General features: G+C 66.9%; 17 protein-coding genes. 12 read left to right on the top strand and 5 right to left on the bottom strand.

Annotated features, from left to right (window positions below):
* Nucleotides 1-60 precede the first annotated feature (60 nt).
* Both GWI72_RS15520 and GWI72_RS15525 read right to left on the bottom strand, forming a co-directional pair.
* The gene (locus GWI72_RS15520) at nt 61-789 is read right to left on the bottom strand and encodes a response regulator transcription factor (RefSeq protein WP_161677313.1); all 729 of its coding nucleotides are present in this window, start codon (nt 787-789) and stop codon (nt 61-63) included.
* A complete protein-coding gene (locus GWI72_RS15525; RefSeq protein ID WP_161709284.1) occupies nt 786-2,759 on the bottom strand; it encodes a PAS-domain containing protein in 1,974 nt (657 codons plus the stop codon). Before GWI72_RS15525 ends, GWI72_RS15520 begins: the two co-directional genes overlap by 4 nt.
* Before the next feature lie 303 nt (nt 2,760-3,062).
* Here GWI72_RS15525 and GWI72_RS15530 point away from each other — a divergent pair, with 303 nt between their 5' ends.
* The 10 genes from GWI72_RS15530 (at nt 3,063) to GWI72_RS15575 (ending at nt 14,616) form a co-directional block, all read left to right on the top strand.
* Nucleotides 3,063-5,045, top strand: a complete 1,983-nt coding sequence (locus GWI72_RS15530) for an AMP-binding protein (RefSeq protein WP_161709285.1) — start codon at nt 3,063-3,065, stop codon at nt 5,043-5,045.
* Nucleotides 5,042-5,872: an ABC transporter ATP-binding protein gene (locus tag GWI72_RS15535; protein WP_161677310.1), complete on the top strand. Its 831-nt coding sequence runs from the start codon at nt 5,042-5,044 to the stop codon at nt 5,870-5,872. The genes GWI72_RS15530 and GWI72_RS15535 overlap by 4 nt, the downstream gene beginning before the upstream one ends.
* A gap of 11 nt (nt 5,873-5,883) precedes the next feature.
* On the top strand, nt 5,884-6,837 hold the full coding sequence (locus GWI72_RS15540; RefSeq protein WP_161677309.1) for a branched-chain amino acid ABC transporter permease: 954 nt from the start codon (nt 5,884-5,886) through the stop codon (nt 6,835-6,837).
* 10 nt (nt 6,838-6,847) lie between these two features.
* Nucleotides 6,848-7,924: a branched-chain amino acid ABC transporter permease gene (locus tag GWI72_RS15545; protein WP_161709286.1), complete on the top strand. Its 1,077-nt coding sequence runs from the start codon at nt 6,848-6,850 to the stop codon at nt 7,922-7,924.
* Nucleotides 7,925-8,037: 113 nt separating this feature from the next.
* Nucleotides 8,038-9,363: an ABC transporter substrate-binding protein gene (locus GWI72_RS15550; protein ID WP_161677307.1), complete on the top strand. Its 1,326-nt coding sequence runs from the start codon at nt 8,038-8,040 to the stop codon at nt 9,361-9,363.
* An 80-nt stretch (nt 9,364-9,443) separates the two neighbouring features.
* Complete coding sequence (locus GWI72_RS15555; protein ID WP_161709287.1) at nt 9,444-10,286, top strand: ABC transporter ATP-binding protein; 843 nt, start codon at nt 9,444-9,446, stop codon at nt 10,284-10,286.
* Between the two features lie 222 nt (nt 10,287-10,508).
* Nucleotides 10,509-11,759 carry a phenylacetate--CoA ligase family protein gene (locus GWI72_RS15560; protein ID WP_161709288.1) on the top strand — a complete coding sequence of 417 codons (1,251 nt, stop codon included), beginning with the start codon at nt 10,509-10,511 and terminating at the stop codon, nt 11,757-11,759.
* A 126-nt stretch (nt 11,760-11,885) separates the two neighbouring features.
* Nucleotides 11,886-12,965: a ferrochelatase gene (gene hemH / locus GWI72_RS15565; protein WP_161709289.1), complete on the top strand. Its 1,080-nt coding sequence runs from the start codon at nt 11,886-11,888 to the stop codon at nt 12,963-12,965.
* 181 nt (nt 12,966-13,146) lie between these two features.
* Complete coding sequence (locus GWI72_RS15570) at nt 13,147-14,160, top strand: SPFH domain-containing protein (RefSeq protein ID WP_161709290.1); 1,014 nt, start codon at nt 13,147-13,149, stop codon at nt 14,158-14,160.
* A gap of 3 nt (nt 14,161-14,163) precedes the next feature.
* Complete coding sequence (locus tag GWI72_RS15575; RefSeq protein ID WP_161677302.1) at nt 14,164-14,616, top strand: NfeD family protein; 453 nt, start codon at nt 14,164-14,166, stop codon at nt 14,614-14,616.
* Nucleotides 14,617-14,677: 61 nt separating this feature from the next.
* Here the strand turns inward: GWI72_RS15575 and GWI72_RS15580 are convergent, their stop codons facing one another.
* The 3 genes from GWI72_RS15580 to GWI72_RS15590 all read right to left on the bottom strand — a co-directional run bounded on the left by GWI72_RS15580 (nt 14,678) and on the right by GWI72_RS15590 (nt 17,500).
* Nucleotides 14,678-15,532: an OmpA/MotB family protein gene (locus GWI72_RS15580; RefSeq protein WP_161709291.1), complete on the bottom strand. Its 855-nt coding sequence runs from the start codon at nt 15,530-15,532 to the stop codon at nt 14,678-14,680.
* Between the two features lie 24 nt (nt 15,533-15,556).
* Nucleotides 15,557-16,324, bottom strand: coding sequence for a motility protein A (locus tag GWI72_RS15585; protein ID WP_161709292.1), 768 nt, complete (start codon nt 16,322-16,324; stop codon nt 15,557-15,559).
* 162 nt (nt 16,325-16,486) lie between these two features.
* Complete coding sequence (locus GWI72_RS15590; protein ID WP_161709293.1) at nt 16,487-17,500, bottom strand: KpsF/GutQ family sugar-phosphate isomerase; 1,014 nt, start codon at nt 17,498-17,500, stop codon at nt 16,487-16,489.
* 257 nt (nt 17,501-17,757) lie between these two features.
* On the opposite strand from GWI72_RS15590, the gene GWI72_RS15595 reads away from it, so the two are divergent.
* Nucleotides 17,758-19,242, top strand: a complete 1,485-nt coding sequence (locus GWI72_RS15595) for an outer membrane beta-barrel protein (protein ID WP_161709294.1) — start codon at nt 17,758-17,760, stop codon at nt 19,240-19,242.
* A 183-nt stretch (nt 19,243-19,425) separates the two neighbouring features.
* Complete coding sequence (locus GWI72_RS15600; RefSeq protein WP_244314367.1) at nt 19,426-20,676, top strand: lytic murein transglycosylase; 1,251 nt, start codon at nt 19,426-19,428, stop codon at nt 20,674-20,676.
* Nucleotides 20,677-20,711 lie beyond the last annotated feature (35 nt).

Here is a 20,711-nt window from a genome sequence, read left to right on the forward strand (position 1 = left end):
TCACAGGATGCCCGGCTGAATAGCCGCCTCCTTCACAGGATGCCCGGCTGGACAGGCGCCTCAGGTCCAGTCGACGGTCGAGGTCAGCATGTAGCCGGAGCCGTAGATCGTGCGGATCAGCGGCGTTCCGCCCTCGCCGGACAGTTTCTTGCGCAGGCGTGACACGCGGACGTCGATCGACCGGTCGAGGCTTTCGTCCCGGCCGCCGTGTTCGAGGAGATAGTCGCGCGACAGCACCCGTTTCGGAGCCTTGAGCAGCGCCTCCAGCAGCGTTGCCTCGCCGGTGGACAGGAAGCTCTCCTCGCCGTTCGGGCTCACCAGCCGGTGGGACGAGGGGTCGAACACATGGCCGGAGAACCGCGCCACGCGACCGTTCCCGGCCGGCTTCGGCCGGTCGGCGGCGCGCCGCAGCACCGAGCGCAGCCGGGCCACCACCTCGCGCGGGTCGAAGGGCTTCACCACATAGTCGTCGGCGCCCAGTTCCAGTCCCATCACCCGGTCGGAGGAATGGCTGCGGGCCGACAACACCAGGATCGGGACGAAGGTCCGGCGGCGGATCTCGTTGATCAGCACCATGCCCTCCATGTCCGGCAGGCCCAGGTCGATCAGGCAGGCTTCCGGCACCTGCCGGTCCAGCGCTTTCAGCATGTCGGCGGCGGTTGCGAAACTCTCCGTCCTGAACCCGAACTGCGCCAGCGTTTCCGCCAGCAGCGCGCAGATCGCGGCTTCGTCGTCGACCACATAGACCAGACCGGCGGTGGGGGCGGGGCTCGGGATCTGCTGGCTCATGGGCTCACGATGGCTTTCAGGGTTTCGGCCAGCTTGCGGCTGTCGAAGGGCTTGGCCAGCACGGGAAAGCCGGTGTCGCCGCCCGCGCTGCACGCCCCGGTCTCGCCCGCGCCGCCCTCGCCCAGATCGGCATAGCCGGTCATCAGGGCAATGCCAATGTCGGGGCGCAGGCCGCGCACCTTGCGGGCCAGCGCAAGGCCATTCATCTGCCCGGGCATGACGATGTCGCTCAGCATGGCCCGGATCTCGCCCACGTCTGCGGCCAGATCGGCGGCGTCGGCCGCGCCTTCTGCCGTCAGCACGGTGTAGCCCAGATCCTTGATCTGCTGCGCCACCGTTTCGGCCACCGCCGGGTCATCCTCCACTAGCAGCACCAGTTCGCCGGCGCCATGCGGCAGCGGTCCGCCCGCGTCCGCTGCCCGGCTGCCGGTGCCGCTGGCGCTCAGGCGCGCCGGCAGCAGCAGGATCACGGCGGTCCCCTCGCCGGGCGCCGATTCGATCCGCACCGAGCCGCGGACCTGCTTAGCGAGGCCATAGACCATCGACAGGCCGAGGCCGGATCCGGTGCCGAAGGGCTTGGTGGTGAAGAACGGCTCGAAGACCCGCATCCGCGTGTCGTCGTCCATGCCATGGCCGGTGTCGCGCACGACGATCCGGGCGTAGGTGCCCGGCGTCACGCCGGCCGCGACCGCGTGCTTGGCGGCCAGGGTGGCCGGCGTCAGGCTGACGCTGATCTCGCCGCCGTCGGGCAGCGCGTCCCGGGCGTTGAAAACGAGGTTCACCAGTGCCGTTTCGAGCTGCGAGGGGTCCAGCCGCGCCGTCAGCGGGTCGGTGCAGGCCTCGAAGCGCAGGCGGATGGTCGGCGGCAGCGAGCCGGCCAGCAGCGTCGCCGTGTTGTCGAGCACCTTGTTCAGCGAGGTGTCGATCACGTCCTGGGCCTTGCCCCGGCTGAAGGCGAGCAGGCGCTGGGTCAGGTCCGCGCCGCGCTGTGCCGCCTGCAGCATGGGGGCCAGATGTGCCTCCACGTCCGACGCGCTGACGGCGGCGCCCTTGCGTTTCAGGCTCAGCAGGTTGCCCGTCAGGATCGCCAGCAGGTTGTTGAAGTCATGCGCCAGTCCGCCTGTCAGCTGCCCGACGGCGTCCATGCGCTGCGACTGCACCAGCGCGGCCTCGCTGCGCTTCTGGTCGCTGGCGTCCAGCGACAGCACGAAGATGCCGAGCGTCCGGCCGTCGGCGGTCATGTCGGGGATCAGGGTCGAGCGCATGTAGGCCAGCTCGCCATCGGGCTTGGCGCGGCTGTACTCGTAGGAGACCGCGTTGCCCTCGAAGGCCCATTCGATGTAGGGCCTCAGCTCGGCATAGAGATCCGGTCCCAGCACTTCCGCCGGCGAGCGGCCGACGATCGAGGCGACCGACTGTCCGAACCAGTCGGCATAGCGCCGGTTGGCAAACCGGAACACCGGCCCCGAACCGACATAGGCGATCAGGGCCGGCACGTTGTCGGTGACCAGCCGCAGCCAGTCCTCGCTCTGCTGCAGCGCGCGCGAGCGCTCCGCGACGGTGCGCTCGAGCTTTTCCTGCCGCCGCCGCTCGGCGGTGATGTCGGTGTAGGTGGTGACAAAGCCGCCCTGCGGCAGCGGTGTGCCGCTGACCGCGATCACCTGTCCGTTGGGGCGCACGCGCTCGAAGTAGTGCGGCTCGAATCGCGCGGCGCGCTCCAGCCGCCGCTGGATCTTGCCCTCGATGTCGCCGGGGCCGTATTCGCCCCGCTCCGCATTCACCCGCAGGAAGGCCTCGAGATGCGTCCCGCGCCGCGCCAGTGCGTGCGGCAGGTCCAGCATCTCGTAGAGGCCCCGGTTCCAGGCCACCAGCCGCAGGTCCGCGTCAAACACCGAGAAGCCCTGACTGATATGGTCAAGGGCAGCCTGCATCAGGTCGATCTGGGCCTGCTGGGACGAGGTCTCGCTCATGCTGTCGACTGTAGGCAAGCCTGCGCGCCGGCGCCAGTCACCCATGCGGCGGACCGCACTGCGGTGGGGCGGGCGGCAGGGTCATGCTGCCCTGCAACAGGTTTCCAGGGTTAACGAAACATTTCGTCACAATCTGCACATACTGGCGAAATCTGCCTGCCCTAGCGTCTGTCCTGCGTGTGGGGACGGCCCGCTGCACCCCTCCCTCGATTGGGGGGCTGTACAGCGGGGAGGAGCCGTCGTTCCATGCGTGAACAAGCGCGACCCCGACCAACGGGGCGCACATCAAGGGTGGAACACGCTATGGCAAGGCTGGCCGACGTCGCGGGAGGCGACGTGGACACCTTCCCGAAGATCCTTTTGCGCAACGCGCGGGATCTCGGGGAGCGGACCGCGGTGCGGGAGAAGGCTTTCGGGATCTGGCAGAGCTGGACCTGGGCCGAAGTCCTTGAAGAGACCCGCGCCTTTTCCCTCGGGCTGCGCAAGCTGGGGCTCCAGGCGGGCGACAAGGTCGCCATCGTCGGGGCGAACCGGCCGCATCTCTACTGGTCGATGGTCGCCGCGCAGGCGCTCGGGGCCATTCCCGTTCCGGTCTATGCGGATTCGGTGGCGGAAGAGATGGCCTACGTGCTGGGCCATGCCGAGGTGCGCTTCGCCATCGTCGAGGACCAGGAGCAGGTCGACAAGCTCCAGTCGATGGAGGAGCTGACCTGTCTCCGCCACATCGTCTATGACGAGCCGCGGGGCCTGCGCGACTACGACCACACCCATCTCAGCCATTTCGCCGCCGTGCAGGACCTGGGGCGCGGCCTGCTGGCGCAGGATCCGTCGGCGGCCCGCGCCTGGGAAGCGGGTTTTGCCGGGCACAAGGGCTCCGATATCGCGGTGATGCTCTACACGTCCGGCACCACCGGCCGGCCCAAGGGCGTCATGCTGTCCTTCGACAATCTCGTCATCTCGGCCCGCAACGGCAATGCCTTCGACCGGCTCGACGAGACCGAGGAAGTGCTCGCCTACCTGCCGATGGCCTGGATCGGCGACCACGTCTTCTCGCTGGCCCAGGCCTATACCGCCGGCTACTGCGTCAACTGCCCGGAGAGCCTCGAGACCGTCGATCTCGACCGTCTGGAGATCGCGCCGACCTATTTCTTCGCCCCGCCGCGCGTCTTCGAGGGCATGCTGACGCGCATCATGGTGCGCATGGAGGACGCCGGCCGCCTCAAGAAGAAGATGTTCGACTTCTTCATGGGCGTGGCGCGCCGGTCGGGCGAGAAGATCCTCAACGGCGAGAGCGTGCCGTTCTCCGACCGGCTGCTGTACCGGCTGGGCGAGCTTTTCGTCTACGGGCCGCTCAAGAACCGCATCGGCTTCACCCGGCTCAAGGTGGGCTACACGGCCGGCGAGGCGATCGGTCCGGAAATCTTCCGCTTCTACCGCTCGCTCGGGCTCAACCTGAAGCAGCTCTACGGCCAGACGGAAGCCAGCGTCTACATCACGCTGCAGCCGGACGGCGAGATCTACGGTGATACGGTCGGCAAGCCGGCGCCCCAGGTCGAGCTGAAGATCGCCGACAACGGCGAGGTGCTCTACCGCTCGCCGGGCGTCTTCGTCGCCTACTACAAGAATGACGAGGCCACCCGCTCGACCAAGACCGAGGACGGCTGGGTGATGACCGGCGACGCCGGCTTCATCGCGGACAACGGCCACCTCAAGATCATCGACCGCGCCAAGGACGTGGGCAAGCTCAACGATGGTGCGCTGTTTGCGCCGAAATACATCGAGAACAAGCTCAAGTTCTTCCCCAACATCAAGGAGGCCGTGGCCTTCGGCAACGGGCGCGACTATGCCACCGTCTTCATCAACATCGACCTGACCTCGGTCGGCAGCTGGGCGGAGCGCAACAACGTCAACTATGCCTCCTACCAGGAGCTGGCGGCCAATCCGCAGGTCTATGACATGATCCGCGACCACGTCGACCAGGTGAACCGGGATCTCGCCGCCGAACCGATGATGGCCGGGGCGCAGATTCGCCGCTTCCTGATCCTGCACAAGGAGCTGGATGCCGACGACGGCGAGCTGACGCGCACGCAGAAGGTCCGCCGCTCCTTCATCGCCGACCGCTACGCGCCGCTGATCGAGGCGCTCTACGACGGCTCCACCTCGCGCCATGTGCGCACCGAAGTGACCTTCGAGGACGGCCGCACCGGCATCATCGAAGGCACGGTGGAAATCCGCGACATGACACCCCACGCACCGCGACACCAGCTCCGGGAGGCCGCCGAATGAACGCCGTGACGTCTGCAAGGGTCCTTCCGGCCGAACCGGTCGCCGCGCCCGAACCCCGGCGCGAGGTGCTGCTCAAGGTCGACAACGTGTCGCTGGCTTTCGGCGGCGTGAAGGCGATCACCAACATTTCCTTCGACATCCGCAAGGGCGAGATCCGCGCGATCATCGGTCCGAACGGCGCGGGCAAGACGTCGATGCTCAATGTCATCAACGGCTTCTACCACCCGCAGGAAGGCACCATTACCTGGCGCGGCGAAGTGCGCCGCAAGATGCGGCCCTACGAGGCGGCCAGCCAGGGCATCGCCCGCACCTTCCAGAACGTGGCGCTGTTCAAGGGCATGACCACGCTCGACAACATCATGTCCGGCCGGTCGCTGAAGATGCACCGCAACTTCTTCTGGCAGCTGCTGCACTACGGACCGGCCCGGGCCGAGGAGATCGAGCATCGGCGCAAGGTCGAGGACATCATCGACTTCCTCGAGATCCAGGCGATCCGCAAGACGCCGGTGGGCAAGCTGCCCTACGGCCTGCAGAAGCGCGTCGAGCTGGGCCGGGCGCTCGCCATGGAGCCGGAGCTGCTGCTGCTCGACGAGCCGATGGCCGGCATGAACCTCGAGGAAAAGGAGGACATGAGCCGCTTCATCCTCGACGTGAACCAGGAGTTCGGCACGACCATCGCCCTCATCGAGCATGACATGGGCGTCGTCATGGACCTCTCCGACCGGGTCGTCGTGCTCGACTACGGCAAGAAGATCGCCGACGGCCCCCCGGCCGAAGTGCAGGCCAGCCAGGAAGTCATCGACGCCTATCTCGGCGTGTCGCACTAGGGGGTCCCGTCATGCTCTACGACATCTTCGTTGATCCCTTCGTGCAGATGGGATCCCAGCCGGACTTCCTCATCCAGGTGCTCTGGGAAGGCTTCGTCTCCGGCATTCTCTACGCGCTGATCGCGCTGGGCTTCGTGCTGATCTTCAAGGCGTCCGGCGTCTTCAACTTCGCGCAGGGCATCATGGTGGTGTTTGCCGGCCTGACGCTGGTCGGCCTGCACGAGCAGGGCATCCCGGCCTTCGTCGCGCTGATCCTGACCATCGGCGTCATGGGCGTGCTGGCCTATGGCATCGAGCGGGTGGTGATGCGGCCGCTGGTCAACCAGCCCGACATCATCCTGCTGATGGCGACCATCGGCCTGACCTATTTCCTTATCGGCTTCGGCGAGTTCGTCTTCGGCGGCGAGCCCAAGCGCATGATCACCGAGGAACTGTGGCTGCCGACCGGCTCCACCGCGATCGAGTTCGGCGAGCGCGGCCTGATCATCCTGCAGCACATCGACATTGCCGCGGCCGTCATCGCCATCCTGATGGTCGGCGCGCTGGCGCTGTTCTTCAACAAGACGCGCATCGGCCGGGCCCTGCGCGCCGTCGCCGACGACCACCAGGCGGCGCTGTCGGTCGGCATCTCGCTGCACCAGATCTGGGCCATCGTCTGGTTCGCCGCCGGCATCGTGGCGCTGGCCACCGGCATCATGTGGGGCGCGCGGTCGGACGTGTCCTTCGCGCTGGAGATCGTCGCCTTCAAGGCGTTGCCCGTGCTGATCCTCGGCGGCTTCACCTCGATCCCCGGCGCCATCATCGGCGGTCTCATCATCGGCTTCGGCGAGAAGCTCGGCGAGATCTACTGGGGTCCGCTTGTCGGCGGCGGCATCGAGAGCTGGCTCGCCTACATCATCGCGCTGATCTTCCTGCTGTTCCGTCCGCAGGGCCTGTTCGGCGAACGCATCATCGAGCGCGTGTGAGGAAAGATCCATGTTCTACCGCGAAGCAGGCCAGTTCAAGACGAGCTACGAGGCGGATCAGGCGCTGTTCCCGATCCGTCAGGACCGGATCGCCATGGGTCTCATCCTGGCCGTTGCCTTCATCGGCATCCCGGCCCTGGCGAACGACTTCTTCCTGACCTCGATCATGATCCCGTTCCTGGTGTTCTCCCTGGCTGCCATCGGCCTGAACGTCCTGACGGGGTTCTGCGGACAGCTGTCCCTTGGCACCGGTGCCTTCATGGGGGTAGGCGCCTATGCGGCCTACAAGCTCACCTCCATCTTCCCCGATGTGAACGTGATCCTGCTGGTCCTGCTGTCCGGGTTCTTCTCGGCCGGCATCGGCGCGATCTTCGGTCTGCCGTCGCTGCGCATCAAGGGCCTCTACCTGGCCGTGACGACGCTCGCCGCGCAGTTCTTCCTCGAGTGGTGCTTCATCCGCATTCCGTGGCTCTACAACTACAACGCCTCGGGTGCGATCGAGATCCCGCAGCGCGAGATGTTCGGGATCATCGTCTCCGGCGCGGAGGCCGCACCGATCACCCGCTACTTCATCGTGCTCACGATTGTCGTGGCCATCGCCTTCCTCGTCGCCAACGTCATCCGTGGCCGCATCGGCCGCTCCTGGATGATGATCCGCGACATGGACATCGCGGCCGAGCTGATGGGCATCCGTCCGCTCCGCGCCAAGCTGCTGGCCTTCGCCGTGTCGTCCTACATCTGCGGCGTGGCCGGTGCGATGATGGTGTTCTTCTGGCTCAACGCGGCCGAACCCTCATCCTATTCGATCACCCTGTCGTTCCAGATCCTGTTCATGGTGATCCTCGGCGGCCTCGGCTCCATCTCGGGCGCCTTCCTGGGGGCTGCCTTCATCTGGATCCTGCCGCTGATCCTGCGCTTCCTGCCGGGTCTCGTGGGCATCGACGTGGCGGCGGAGGCCGTGCACCACGTCCAGTTCATGATCGTCGGCGCGCTGATCATCTTCTTCCTGATTGTCGAGCCGCATGGCCTCGCCCGGCTGTGGCAGATCGGCAAGCAGAAACTCAGGGTGTGGCCCTTCCCCTACTGAGGGGCCCATCCGCGCTTGGCCAACCGGGGGAGCGGACCGTCCCGGGGGAGGAGGCCAGAGATCGGTTCGCGGACGCCGGCCCCGGCTGGTCGTCACTTGGGAGGAAAGACGAGATGAATTTCAGAGCATGCATCCTGGGAACGGCCCTGGCGCTCGGCCTTGCCGCACCCTTCAGTGCCGGCGTCGCTGTCGCCGAGGAGACCAACTACATCCCGCTCCTCAACTATCGCACCGGCGCCTTCGCCGGGTCGGGCATCCACATCGCCAACGGCATGACCGACTACCTGATGATGCTGAACGAGCGCGATGGCGGCATCGGCGGCGTGAAGCTGGCCATCGAGGAATGCGAGACCGGCTACGACAGCCAGAAGGGCGTCGAGTGCTATGAGTCCACCAAGGGCAAGGGCGCGCTGGTCTACAATCCCTATTCGACCGGCATCACGCTGCAGCTGATCCCGAAAGCCGCGGTCGACAAGATCCCGGTCCTCTCGATGGGCTACGGCCTGTCGGCGGCGGCCGTCGGCAACACCTTCCCGTGGGTGTTCAACGTGCCGGTCACCTACTGGGACGGCGCCTCGGTCATCATCAAGTACATCGCCGAGCAGGAAGGCGGCCTCGACAAGCTGAAGGGCAAGAAGATCGGCTACATCTTCCTTGACGCCGGTTTCGGCCGCGAGCCGATCCCGCTGCTGGAACAGCTGGCCAAGGAATACGGCTTCGAGCTGCTGCAGTACCCGGTGCCTGCCAAGGAAATGCAGAACCAGGCCTCGCAGTGGCTCAACATCCGGCGTGACCGTCCGGACTACATGGTCATGTGGGGCTGGGGCGCCATGAACCCGACCGCCGTCAAGGAAGCCGTCAAGACCCGCTTCCCGATGGACAAGTTCATCGCGGCCTGGTGGTCGGCCGGCGAGGAAGATGCCGGGGCCGGCGGTGAGGCGGCCAAGGGCTTCAAGACGCTGAACTTCTCCGGCGTGGGCCCGGATTTCCCGGCGCTGGCCGACATCCGCAAGCATGTCGTCGACGCCGGCAAGTCGCAGACCAACCCGGAAACCATCGGTGGCGCGCTCTACAACCGCGGCGTCCTCAACTCGGTCATCATCGCCGAGGCGATCCGGACCGCGCAGGAAAAGACCGGCAAGAAGGTCCTGACCGGCGAGGACATGCGCATCGGTCTGGAATCGCTGAACATCACCGAAGCCCGGCTTGCCGAGATCGGCCTCAGCGGCTTCGCCCATCCGATGAAGGTCACCTGCGAGGATCATGCCGGGTCGCATCCGGTGTTCATCCAGGAGTGGGACGGCACCAAGTGGGTCAAGGCCTCTGACTGGATCGAGCCGATGAAGGACAAGGTCCGTCCGCTGCTGGAAGCCGCTGCCAAGGACTATGCGGAAAAGAACGCGCCCTGGCCGGCCCGCACCGAAGCCTGCCCGAACTGAGCCTGGCTCAACAGATCCCGCCGCGCCGTGCGGCGGGATCCTTCCCGGACACCAGAGACGCGAGACCGGAGACGAGTTCCATGTCCGTACATGCAGCGACCACGTCAGGCCCGACCGGCAGCAGCCCCATCCTGTCGGTGAACAACATCGAGGTGATCTATGATCACGTGATCCTCGTGCTCAAGGGCGTGTCCCTCACGGTTCCGGAAGGCGGCATCGTGGCCTTGCTGGGTGCCAACGGCGCCGGCAAGACCACGACGCTGAAGGCCATTTCCAACCTGCTCAGCGCCGAGCGCGGTGATGTCACCAAGGGCAACATCCAGTTCAAGGGCGAGCAGATCCAGGACCTGTCGCCCAATGATCTGGTGCGCCGCGGCTGCATCCAGGTGATGGAGGGTCGCCACTGCTTCGGTCACCTCAGCATCGAGGAAAACCTGCTGACGGGGGCCTATACCCGCCGCGACGGCTCGGGTGCGATCAAGGCCGATCTGGAGATGATCTACGAGTATTTCCCGCGCCTGAAGGAACGCCGGCACAGCCAGGCCGGCTACACCTCGGGCGGCGAACAGCAGATGTGCGCCATCGGCCGCGCCATGATGAGCCGGCCGCGCATGATCCTGCTGGACGAGCCGTCCATGGGTCTGGCGCCGCAGCTCGTCGAGGAAATCTTCGAGATCGTGAAGCAGCTCAACGAGCAACAGGGCGTGTCCTTCCTCCTGGCCGAACAGAACACCAACATTGCCCTGCGCTACGCCACCTACGGCTACATCGTCGAGTCCGGTCGCATCGTGCTGGACGGGGATGCGAAGTCGCTGCGCGAGAACGAGGACGTGAAGGAATTCTACCTCGGTGTTGGCGGGGAGGGGCGCAAGTCCTTCCGAAACGTCAAGCATTACAAGCGCCGCAAGCGCTGGCTGGCCTGATCCGCTCCGGACGGGGCAGGGGCAGTCCCTGGGCCCGCTGCGGGAGGGGGGCGACAGCCTTAACAGCAACAGGCACCGGGGCAGGGGCAACCGCGCACCGGTGTCGGGATCGACGGAGGCCCCGCCCGGTGGGACAGGGGGCTCCTTCGCCGAACGGAGAGACAGCGCCGGACCATGGGGCCTTGCAAGAGGCCGGTGGGACGGACGAGTGAGGACAGAGCCATGACCGGTGAACAATTCGAGGCGCGCGACCGGCAACCCCCGGCGCAGCGCGAGGCGGAGCTTTTTGCCCGGCTGCCGGAAGCCATTGCCCATGCCATGGCGGCCGCTCCGGGGTGGGCGCGGCATCTGGCGGGCACCGAGCCCCGGGCCGTGTGCGACCGCGCGGCGCTCGCGGCCCTGCCGGTCCTGCGCAAGTCCGACCTGCTGGCGTTGCAGCGCCAGAGCCCGCCTTTCGGCGGCTTTCTCGCCGGTGACCTGAAGGGCGCGCCGCGGGTCTACATGTCGCCGGGTCCGATCTTCGAGCCGCAGCCGGATGGCGAGGACCCCTGGAACGCAGCCCGGGCCCTGGCGGCGGCCGGCTTCAAGCCGGGCGACATGGTGTTCAACACCTTCTCCTACCACATGACGCCCGGCGGCTTCCTGCTCGATCATGGCGCGCGGGCGCTCGGGTGCACCGTGTTCCCGGCCGGCGTCGGCAACACCGAGATGCTGGTCGAGGCGGCCGCGATCCTGCAGCCGGACGGCTATGTCGGCACGCCCGACTTCCTGAAGGTCATTCTCGACAAGGCCCGGGATGCGGGACGCGACCTTGGCTCGATCCGGCGGGCACTTGTCTCCGGCGGGGCCCTGTTCCCCTCGCTGCGGGCCGAATACGCCAGCCGCGGCGTTGCCGTCCGCCAGTGCTATGCCACGGCCGAACTGGGTGTCATCGCCTATGAATCCGAGGCGGCCGACGGCATGATCGTCAACGAGGACTGCATCGTCGAGATCGTGCGTCCGGGGACGAGGACGCCCGTCGCGGACGGCGAGGTCGGCGAGCTGGTGGTGACCACCTTCAAGCGTGCCTATCCGATGATCCGCTTCGGCACGGGGGACCTGTCCGCGATCCTGCCGGGCCGTTCGGCCTGCGGTCGGACCAACATGCGTCTGGCCGGCTGGCTCGGGCGGGCCGACCAGCGCACCAAGATCAAGGGCATGTTCGTCGATCCGGTGCAGATCGCCGACGTGCTGGCCCGGCATCCGGAGCTGGTGAAGGCCCGCCTGTCGGTGTCGCGGCGCGACGAGCAGGATGTCATGGCGCTGTTTGCCGAGAGCATGGCGCAGGACGCCGCTCTGGTGGCCAGGGTGGCCGAGACGCTGCGTGACGTGACCAAGCTCAAGGGGGCCGTCACGCTCGTGCCTCCGGGCAGCCTGCCGAACGACGGCAAGGTCATCGTCGACGAGCGCGATTATTCTGCAGCGCCGGCCTGAGGCAACGCGCCGCAGACTGATCCGGGATGGGGAAACGGGCGTACTGGACAAGAATTCCGAGTGACTTATGTTGCCGCAAAACATAATGCGCAATCGGTCGCTGTCCGTCGTGCCCCCGGAGTACCCATGACCCTTCAGTTTTCGTCCAGGATGCCGGCGCAGGCCGGCGAGGAAATGCGGGCGATCCGCCTTCCCGGTGACCATCCCCAGGTCAAGGCCGGCAAGATCGGTGTCCTGCTTGTTAATCTCGGCACGCCCGATGCCACCTCCTACTGGCCCATGCGCCGGTACCTGCGCGAGTTCCTCTCCGACAAGCGCGTGATCGAGTGGCCGAAGATCGTCTGGTATCCGATCCTCTACGGCATCGTGCTGATGACCCGGCCGAAGAAGTCCGGCCATGCCTATGACGAGATCTGGAACAAGGAGCTGGACGAGTCGCCGCTGCGGACCATCACCCGCAGCCAGTCCGACAAGCTGGCCGAGCAGATGGGCAACCAGAACGGCCGTCTGGTGGTTGACTGGGCGATGCGCTACGGCCAGCCGTCGATCCGTTCCCGGCTCGAGAACCTGAAGGCCCAGGGCTGCGACCGCATCCTCGTGTTCCCGCTCTATCCGCAGTATTCCGCCACCACCACCGCGACGGTGAATGACGAGGTGTGCAAGGCGCTGCTCGACATGCGCTGGCAGCCGGCGATCCGCACCGTTCCGCCCTATCATGACGATCCGGTCTACATCGAGGCGCTGTCGCAGTCGGTCGAGCGGCATCTGGCCGGGCTCGATTTCGAGCCGGACGTGATCCTGACGTCGTACCACGGCATTCCGCAGTCCTACTTCAAGAAGGGCGATCCCTACCACTGCCACTGCATGAAGACGACGCGCCTGATGCGCGAGCGGCTTGGCATGGACAAGGAGAAGCTGCGCGTCACCTTCCAGTCGCGCTTCGGCCCGGAGGAGTGGCTGCAGCCCTACACCGACAAGACCGTCGAGGCCCTGGCCAAGGACGGCGTCAAGAAGATCGCGGTGATGAACCCGGGCTTCGTCGCCGACTGCCTCGAGACGCTCGAGGAAATTGCAGGCGAGGCGGGCGAGATCTTCGAGGAGGCCGGGGGCGAGCACTTCACCCACATCCCCTGCCTCAATGACAGCGATCTCGGCATGGCCGTCATCGAGACCGTCGTCCGGCGCGAGCTGGCCGGCTGGCTCTGAGCCGACGCCCGGCCGGCCAGTCCTCTGCCCGGCCTGCCGCAGGCTGACCTTCACCCCCGCCGTTCGCTGCCGAGCGGCGGGGGTTTCGTTTGTGCGGGCTGCCCGTCAATGCGTCTGGCCCTCTGCCGGGATCCGTCGCATACTCCGGCCGCGTCCATGAGGCTGGAGTCGGGAGACCGGAATGCCGCAGATCATTGGTTTTGACGTTGCCCTGATCGTTCTTTTCCTCGTCGTTGTCCTGCTGGTCTTCTCCGGCGTGAAGACCGTGCCGCAGGGGTACAATTTCACGGTCGAGCGCTTTGGCCGCTACCGCCGCACGCTGACGCCCGGCCTGAACATCATCGTCCCCGTCGTCGACAAGATCGGCCGCAAGCTGAACATGATGGAGCAGGTGCTCGACGTTCCCTCGCAGGAGGTGATCACCCGCGACAACGCCACGGTCACCGCCGACGGCATCACCTTCTACCAGGTGCTGGATGCCGCCCGGGCCGCCTATGAGGTGGCCGGGCTCGAGAACGCGATCCTCAACCTGACCATGACCAACATCCGCTCGGTGATGGGGTCGATGGATCTGGACGAGCTCCTCTCCAACCGCGACGAGATCAATTCCCGGCTCCTGCGTGTCGTCGATGCGGCGGCGGAGCCCTGGGGCGTCAAGATCACCCGCATCGAGATCAAGGACATCAACCCGCCGCGCGATCTGGTCGACAGCATGGCCCGGCAGATGAAGGCCGAGCGCGACAAGCGCGCCGCCATCCTGGAGGCCGAGGGCAAGCGCCAGTCGGAGATCCTCAAGGCCGAGGGCGAGAAGCAGGCGCTGATCCTGCAGGCCGAGGGCCGGCGTGAATCCGCCTTCCGCGATGCGGAGGCGCGGGAGCGCGAGGCCGAGGCGGAGGCCAAGGCAACGAAGCTGGTCAGCGAGGCCATCGCCTCCGGCGACGTGCAGGCAATCAACTATTTCGTGGCCACGAAATATGTCGAGGCGTTCAAGGAACTGGCCACGTCCCGCAACCAGAAGACCCTGATCCTGCCGATGGAGTCCACCGCGCTGCTGGGCTCGCTCACCGGCATCGGCGAGATCGCCCGCGAGGCCTTCGGCAAGGCGTCGGCCGAGCGCGCCACGACCGCTCCGGCGGCCCCGGCGCGGGTGCCTTCGGTGCCCCCGTCCCCTGCCGCAACCGGCGACGAGGGCTGAGCCATGGGGCTGTTCGAGCGCATCCTGTTCGAGCTGGGGCCCTGGAGCTGGTGGGTCCTCGGCATGGCGCTGATCGCGCTGGAGGTCGTGGTGCCGGGCACCTTCTTCCTCTGGTTCGGCATTGCCGCCTTGCTGGTGGGCGTGCTGGCGCTGATGGTGGTGCTGCCCTGGCAGGTGGCGCTCGGGCTCTTCATCTTCCTCGCGCTGCTGAACCTGATCGTCGGCCGGCGCCTGCTGCGGCGGGCCGAGGCCACCGCAGGCGACCCGCATCTGAACCAGCGCGGCAGCCGCTATGTCGGCCGCGAATTCGTGCTGGCCGAGCCGATGGTCCAGAACAGCGGCCGCCTGTCGATCGACGATACGGTCTGGCGCATCACCGGGCCGGATCTGGCGGCGGGCACGCGCGTGCGCGTCACCCGCATCGACGGCGCGCAGCTGGTGGTCGAGCCCGCCTGACGGCCCGGTCCGCGCGGCCGGGTCGCGGTCCCGCCCCGGCATCCGGCCGGGACGGCCGTCCTCAGGGGTTGTGGCCCAGCGGCAGCGGCGGCTCCTCGGCCATCAGCAGGATGTTGATGCGGCGGTTGGCGGCCAGGAACGGGTCGTTCGGAAACAGCGGTTCGGTGTCGGCCTTGCCGACGACCGAGAAGATCTGGTCCTCCGGCACGCCATACTCCGTCAGGATCTTGCGCGTCGCGTTGGCGCGGTCCGCCGACAGCTCCCACTTGCTGTAGTTCGGGTCGACGGCGGCGCTGCCGGTGGTGGTGTGGCCGGTGACCTGGATCCGGTTCGGCATTTCGGCCAGCACCGGCGCGATGCGGGTCAGCAGCCGGCGGGTGGTCTCGTAGGGGAACCTGGAGCCTTCCTGGAACATGGCGCGACCGTCCTGATCGACGATCATGATGTTCAGCCCCTCTTCGGTCTCCTCGAAGATGATGTTCTGGGAAATCTCGGTGATGTCTGGCATTTCCTGCAGTGCCTGGCGCAGGGAGGCGGCGGCGGTGGCAAACTGGCGCGAGCGCTCGACATCGGCCTGCACGGTGTCGTGGGTGTTGGCCTCGGGGCCCTGCTTGCTCTTTTCCTCATGCGCTTCCGAGGCGAAGTCGGAATCCATTTCCTGCTCCACCTGGCTGACGTTCTTGAGGTAGTCGCGCACCGGCACGCCCTCGACCTCGATGATGCCGGTCCGGCGCTCGGTCTCCTTGACGCCGAAGGCATCCTTGACGGAGCCGGAGACGATCTGCAGCTTCTGCTGGTTCTGGGTCGAGAACGACAGCAGCAGCACGAAGAAGCAGAGCAGCAGGGACATGAGGTCGGCGAAGGTCACCAGCCATTCCGGTGCGCCGCCGCCGCCTTGAGGTTTCTTGCGAGCCATGGGTCCTGCCTCTGCCGCTTCGGATCAGGCCGCGTCGGCCAGGCTCGCCCTTGCGCTTTCGGGCAGGTAGGCGAGGAGCATTTCCTTGATCAGGGCCGGGGACTTGTTTTCCCGGATCTGGCAGATCCCGTCGATGATCAGCGTCTGGTTGATCTCTTCGGTTTCCAGCTTGTCATCGAACTTGTCGCAGAGCGGCAGACAGATGATGTTGGACACCAGCGCGCCGTAGAGCGTCGTCAGCAGCGCGACGGCCATGGCGGGACCGATGGCGGAGGGGTCGTCCATCGAGGCCAGCATCTGCACCAGACCGACCAGCGTCCCGATCATGCCGAAGGCCGGCGCGCTGTCCGCCAGCGCCTTGTAGAAGCGCTTGCCCTGGGTCAGGCGCGTCAGCGTCATGTCGCGCTCGCGTTCCATGGCGTCGCGGATGAAGTCCAGTTCGTAGCCGTCGGCGATGTATTGCGCGCCCTTGGCAAGGCTCGGATCGGACACGTCCACGTTCTCGAGGCCGAGCGGGCCGCTCTTGCGGACGATTTCCGCCAGACGCACGATCTCCTCGATCATGTCGCGCGGATTGATGTTCTTGCTCATGAAGCCGACCTTCACGCCGGCGCCGGCGGCCGTCAGCAGACCCTTGAGCGGGAACCGGATGATCGTCGCCATGAACCCCCCACCGAACACGATGATGATGGAGGGAATGTCGATGAACTGGCCGAGCGTCCCGCCGTACAGGATCGCCCAGATCACCAGTGCAAAACTGCCGACAATGCCGATGATTGACGCAAGATCCATCTGAACACGCACCCGGACAAAATGGCGGTCAACGCCGTTTCATGCGGTGCGAGCCTAGGTCGAATTTAGCTAATGATTCGCTAATGACCCGGCGGATTTGGCGGATTTGCAAGTCGTTTCACGGCTTGTTCACCATGATGTACGCTACGGGCCGACCGTTCTTCAGGCGGCGCCGATCCGCAAAAGGTCGTGCAGGTGCAGGATGCCGACCGGGCAGCCGTTCTCGACCACGAAGACCGACGTGATCGACGAGGCGTTGATGAACTCCAGTGCCGCGGCCGACAGCATCTCGCCCGAAATCGTCTTCGGCTTGCGGGTCATGATCTCCTCGACCGCCTTGTCGAGGAAGTTGGTCGAGATGTGCCGGCGCAGGTCGCCGTCCGTGACGATGCCGACCAGCTTGCCGGCCTCGTCGATGACGCCCACCACGCCGAAGCCCTTCTGCGTCATCAGCACGATGGCGTCCCGCATGAGGGCGCCCAGCCGGATGAGCGGAATGCTCTCACCCGAATGCATGATGTCCTTGGCCAGCCGGAGGCTCGCGCCCAGCTTGCCGCCCGGATGGAACACCCGGAAATCCTGCGCCGTGAAGCCGCGTGCCTCCAGCAGCGCCACGGCCAGGGCGTCGCCGATGGCCAGCTGCATCAGCGTCGAGGAGGTCGGGGCCAGACCATGCGGGCAGGCCTCCGTCACCTTCGGCAGCATCAGCACGATGTCGGCTGCCTTGCCGAGCGCGCTGGTGTCGGAGGAGGTGATCGCCACCAGCGGCACGCGGAAGCGGCGGGTGTAGGCGATGATGCTGGCCAGCTCCGTCGTCTCGCCGGACCAGGACAGCGCCACGACCACGTCTTCCTGGGTGATCATGCCGAGGTCGCCGTGGCTTGCCTCGCTGGCGTGGACGAAGAACGCCGGCGTTCCGGTCGAGGCCAGGGAGGCGGCCATCTTGGTGCCGATATGGCCGCTCTTGCCGATGCCGGTGATGATCACGCGGCCGCGAATGCCGCGCAACAGCGCCACCGTCCGCGCGAAGGGGGCGCCCAGCCCGTTGCCGAGGCAGGCGCGCAGCGCCACCAGTGCCGCGATCTCCGTCTCCAGGGTGCGGTCCGCCGATGCCAGACTTGCTTCTGCATCCACGGTCGAAACGGCATCCTGTGCCGGAAGATGTGCACTTTGCATGCGTCTTGTCCCGTTGGGGCGTCTTGCCCGGGCCCCCGCCCTGGAAGGGACTCTCTAAGCCAGGCGGCGGGGCGAGGCAAGGGGAGCCACAACCGGCTAAGTGCTTATGCGTTCCCCGCCCCGGCCCTGCGGTGGCTCGGGCAGGGGCGGCCTTCGCGTCCTCAAGTGGTTAAGAAGTGGTTCTTGGCAACGCGCTATTAACCATGTTGCCCCACCATGGCGGCAAGTTCGAGCTTTCTGTGACCCCGGTGATGTTGATGGACCGCCGTCTGCCATTCCTGCTTCTGCTTGTGCTGGGCAGTGCCCTGCCTGCGGCTGCACAGCAGCTTGGCGGCTCGGGCCTGCGTGGCTCGGCGGCCCCGGAGGACAGCCTGTCGGGCCCGGCCACTCCGCCGCTGTTTCCGGCCGCCTCCGAGGAGGCCGGAACCGATCCGGTGACCACCGGCTCGGTCGGAACCACCCCGGCCGGCCGCCTCGGCGTCACGGCCGAACGCGGCTCGTCCGGGCTCGTGGCCGGCGGACGGCAGGATCGGGTCCGTCCCTTTGCCGACCGCCTCTCGGCCGTGCGCCGCGCTCCGGCCCTCGGCGGGACGGGCGGGACACTGGCCGATGACGTCTTCGATGGCGACACGTCCTATGACGCGCCGACCGGTCTGCGGGTCGGCACCTTCACCATCATCCCGCAGGTCACCGTCACGGGCGGCTGGTCAACCAATGCCGAGGGGTCGTCGAGCGGCCGGGGCAATGCGCTCTACGCCATTTCGCCCGACATCGCTGCCACGTCCAACTGGTCGCGGCACGAGCTGTCCTTGTCGCTGCGCGGCTCCTACTCCGGCTTTCCGGGCAGCCGCATCGAGAGCGAGCCCTCCATCACCGGCACCACCGCGCTGCGTCTCGACCTGACCGACACGACCGAGATCAACACCAGCGCCGGCCTGACCTACGCGCGCGAGACCCAGTCGACCGCGGAGAACCCGTCGGGCCAGGGCGATGTCTACACGATGACCGGCTCGGCCGGCGTCACCCATGCGGCCGGTCTCATCGGCCTGACCCTGCGCGGCGACGTGGAGCGGACCGCCTACACGCGCGAGCCGGTGGGGGGCTCCAACAACCGTGACAACACGGTGCTGTCCGCCACGGTGCGCGCTGATGCGCTGACCGGCGCGACGTTGCAGCCCTTTGTCGAGGTGACTGCCCTGCGCCGGGCCTTCGACTACACCTGCGATGCGGCCTGCGTGAAGCGCGATGCCACCGGCTACGAGCTGAAGGCGGGCACCACCGTTGCCGCCGGTCCGAAGCTGGCCGGCGAGATCGGCGCCGGCTGGCGCGTCGAGCGGATGGATGCCAAGGCGCTCGGTGACCTGTCCGGGCTCGTCGTCGACGCCTCGCTGGTCTGGTCGCCGTCGCGTCTCACCACGGTCACGGCCGGTGTCGGCACCACCTTTGCGCCGTCGTTCCTGCCGACGGCCTCCGGCTCGATCCTTTACTCGGGTGACCTGCGCCTCGCGCATTCGTTCTCGGACCGCTTCGTTGCCGAAACCGGGGTCGGATACCAGATACGCAAGTACGAGGGCACCAGCATCGAGGAGCGCACCGCCAGCGCCCTTGCCGGCGTGACCTATGCGGTCACCCGCAATGTTGCCCTGACCGGCAACTACACGTTCCGCGCCTTCGACAGCAGTCAGGCGGGCGCCGACTACAACGAAAGCCGGCTGCAGGCCGGTGTGCGTATCCGCCGGTGATCGCGTCATGATCCCGGCGCGGCAGGATTTCAGCACGGCAGCAGCGGGCCCCTTCAGGATCGGGCAACCGCGCTTCCGTGTGGTTCACAGTCCCGAGGGCCGGTCCGTCCGCACGCGGACGGGGCGTGTCGCGGATCAGGTTCGGTTTGGGTGCGGGGGCACTTCAGGCTTGAGGAGGCCTTGATGACGAAGATCGGTATGACCGGAGAAGCTCAGTCCCGGCCGCGTGGCCGCTCTTTCAAGGGAGGCCTCGTCGCGGCCTTCTCGCTGGCGGCGCTGGTGTGGGCGGATGTCGCCCGCGCGGATCCCCGCTTTGATGCCTTTGTCCGCAACATGTGGCCGGAGGCGCGGGCCGCCGGCATCTCGGCCGCCACCTACAACTCCGTCTTCACCGGCATGTCGCCGGACCCGGACACCATTCGCCTGATGTCGGCCCAGTCCGAGTTCGTGAAGCCGATCTGGGATTATCTCGGCAGCGCCGTGTCCGACACGCGCATCCAGACGGGTCAGCGGATGCTGCAGGAACACGCCGCCGTGCTGCGCGAGATCGAGGCGCGCTACGGCGTCGACCGTCATGCGGTGCTGGCCGTCTGGGGCATGGAGACCAACTACGGCGGCTTCATGGGCAAGCACAATGTCATCCGCGCGCTGGCGACGCTGGCCTATGGCGCGCCGCGCCGGCAGGAGTTCTGGCGTTCGGAGCTGATCACGGCCCTCGCCATCCTTCAGGGCGGGCATGTGCGCAACGAGCAGATGATCGGCTCCTGGGCCGGGGCCATGGGCCACACCCAGTTCATGCCCTCCAGCTGGAAGCAGTATGCGGCCGACTACAACGGGGACGGCAAGCGTGACATCTGGACCAGCGTGCCCGACGCGCTCGCCTCCACGGCCAATTACCTCAAGGAGCATGGCTGGCAGACCGGCAAGACCTGGGGGTACGAGATCAAGCTGCCGCGCGGCTTCGACTATTCGCTGGCCGACGACAGCACGACCAAGACGATTGCCGAGTGGGAGCGGCTTGGCATCGTCCGCGCCAACGGGCGGGACTTCCCGCGGGCCGACGACCGCGCCGTGCTGGTGCTGCCGGCGGGCGCCGCAGGGCCGGCCTTCCTCATGCTGCGCAACTTCTTCGTCATCAAGCGCTACAACAATGCCACGTCCTATGCGCTCGCCGTCGGGCACCTGGCCGACCGCATCCGGGGCGGCAACGCCTTTGTCGGCGACTGGTCGCGCGAGCATCTGCCGCTCAACAAGCAGCAGACGATCCAGCTGCAGACGGCCCTCAACCGCAAGGGCTTCGATGTCGGCAATCCGGACGGGCTTGCAGGACCGGCCACCCGCAAGGCCATTCGCGCCTACCAGAAGTCACGCGGGATGATCCCGGACGGCTATGCCTCGGTGATGCTGCTCGCGCGGATGCAGCAGGGCGGCTGAGCGCTTCCGCGCCGGTCCGCTTCGGCCTATAGTGT

Origin of the sequence: Pannonibacter sp. XCT-53 (assembly GCF_009915765.1) — a bacterium.
In the GTDB taxonomy this organism is placed as follows: domain Bacteria; phylum Pseudomonadota; class Alphaproteobacteria; order Rhizobiales; family Stappiaceae; genus Pannonibacter; species Pannonibacter tanglangensis.

Bases quoted from the DNA above. Each gene is read 5' to 3' on its own strand.
- GWI72_RS15520 (WP_161677313.1), bottom strand. From the start codon at position 789: ATGAGCCAGCAGATCCCGAGCCCCGCCCCCACCGCCGGTCTGGTCTAT.
- GWI72_RS15525 (WP_161709284.1), bottom strand. From the start codon at position 2,759: ATGAGCGAGACCTCGTCCCAGCAGGCCCAGATCGACCTGATGCAGGCT.
- GWI72_RS15530 (WP_161709285.1), top strand. From the start codon at position 3,063: ATGGCAAGGCTGGCCGACGTCGCGGGAGGCGACGTGGACACCTTCCCG.
- GWI72_RS15535 (WP_161677310.1), top strand. From the start codon at position 5,042: ATGAACGCCGTGACGTCTGCAAGGGTCCTTCCGGCCGAACCGGTCGCC.
- GWI72_RS15540 (WP_161677309.1), top strand. From the start codon at position 5,884: ATGCTCTACGACATCTTCGTTGATCCCTTCGTGCAGATGGGATCCCAG.
- GWI72_RS15545 (WP_161709286.1), top strand. From the start codon at position 6,848: ATGTTCTACCGCGAAGCAGGCCAGTTCAAGACGAGCTACGAGGCGGAT.
- GWI72_RS15550 (WP_161677307.1), top strand. From the start codon at position 8,038: ATGAATTTCAGAGCATGCATCCTGGGAACGGCCCTGGCGCTCGGCCTT.
- GWI72_RS15555 (WP_161709287.1), top strand. From the start codon at position 9,444: ATGTCCGTACATGCAGCGACCACGTCAGGCCCGACCGGCAGCAGCCCC.
- GWI72_RS15560 (WP_161709288.1), top strand. From the start codon at position 10,509: ATGACCGGTGAACAATTCGAGGCGCGCGACCGGCAACCCCCGGCGCAG.
- hemH (WP_161709289.1), top strand. From the start codon at position 11,886: ATGACCCTTCAGTTTTCGTCCAGGATGCCGGCGCAGGCCGGCGAGGAA.
- GWI72_RS15570 (WP_161709290.1), top strand. From the start codon at position 13,147: ATGCCGCAGATCATTGGTTTTGACGTTGCCCTGATCGTTCTTTTCCTC.
- GWI72_RS15575 (WP_161677302.1), top strand. From the start codon at position 14,164: ATGGGGCTGTTCGAGCGCATCCTGTTCGAGCTGGGGCCCTGGAGCTGG.
- GWI72_RS15580 (WP_161709291.1), bottom strand. From the start codon at position 15,532: ATGGCTCGCAAGAAACCTCAAGGCGGCGGCGGCGCACCGGAATGGCTG.
- GWI72_RS15585 (WP_161709292.1), bottom strand. From the start codon at position 16,324: ATGGATCTTGCGTCAATCATCGGCATTGTCGGCAGTTTTGCACTGGTG.
- GWI72_RS15590 (WP_161709293.1), bottom strand. From the start codon at position 17,500: ATGCAAAGTGCACATCTTCCGGCACAGGATGCCGTTTCGACCGTGGAT.
- GWI72_RS15595 (WP_161709294.1), top strand. From the start codon at position 17,758: ATGGACCGCCGTCTGCCATTCCTGCTTCTGCTTGTGCTGGGCAGTGCC.
- GWI72_RS15600 (WP_244314367.1), top strand. From the start codon at position 19,426: ATGACGAAGATCGGTATGACCGGAGAAGCTCAGTCCCGGCCGCGTGGC.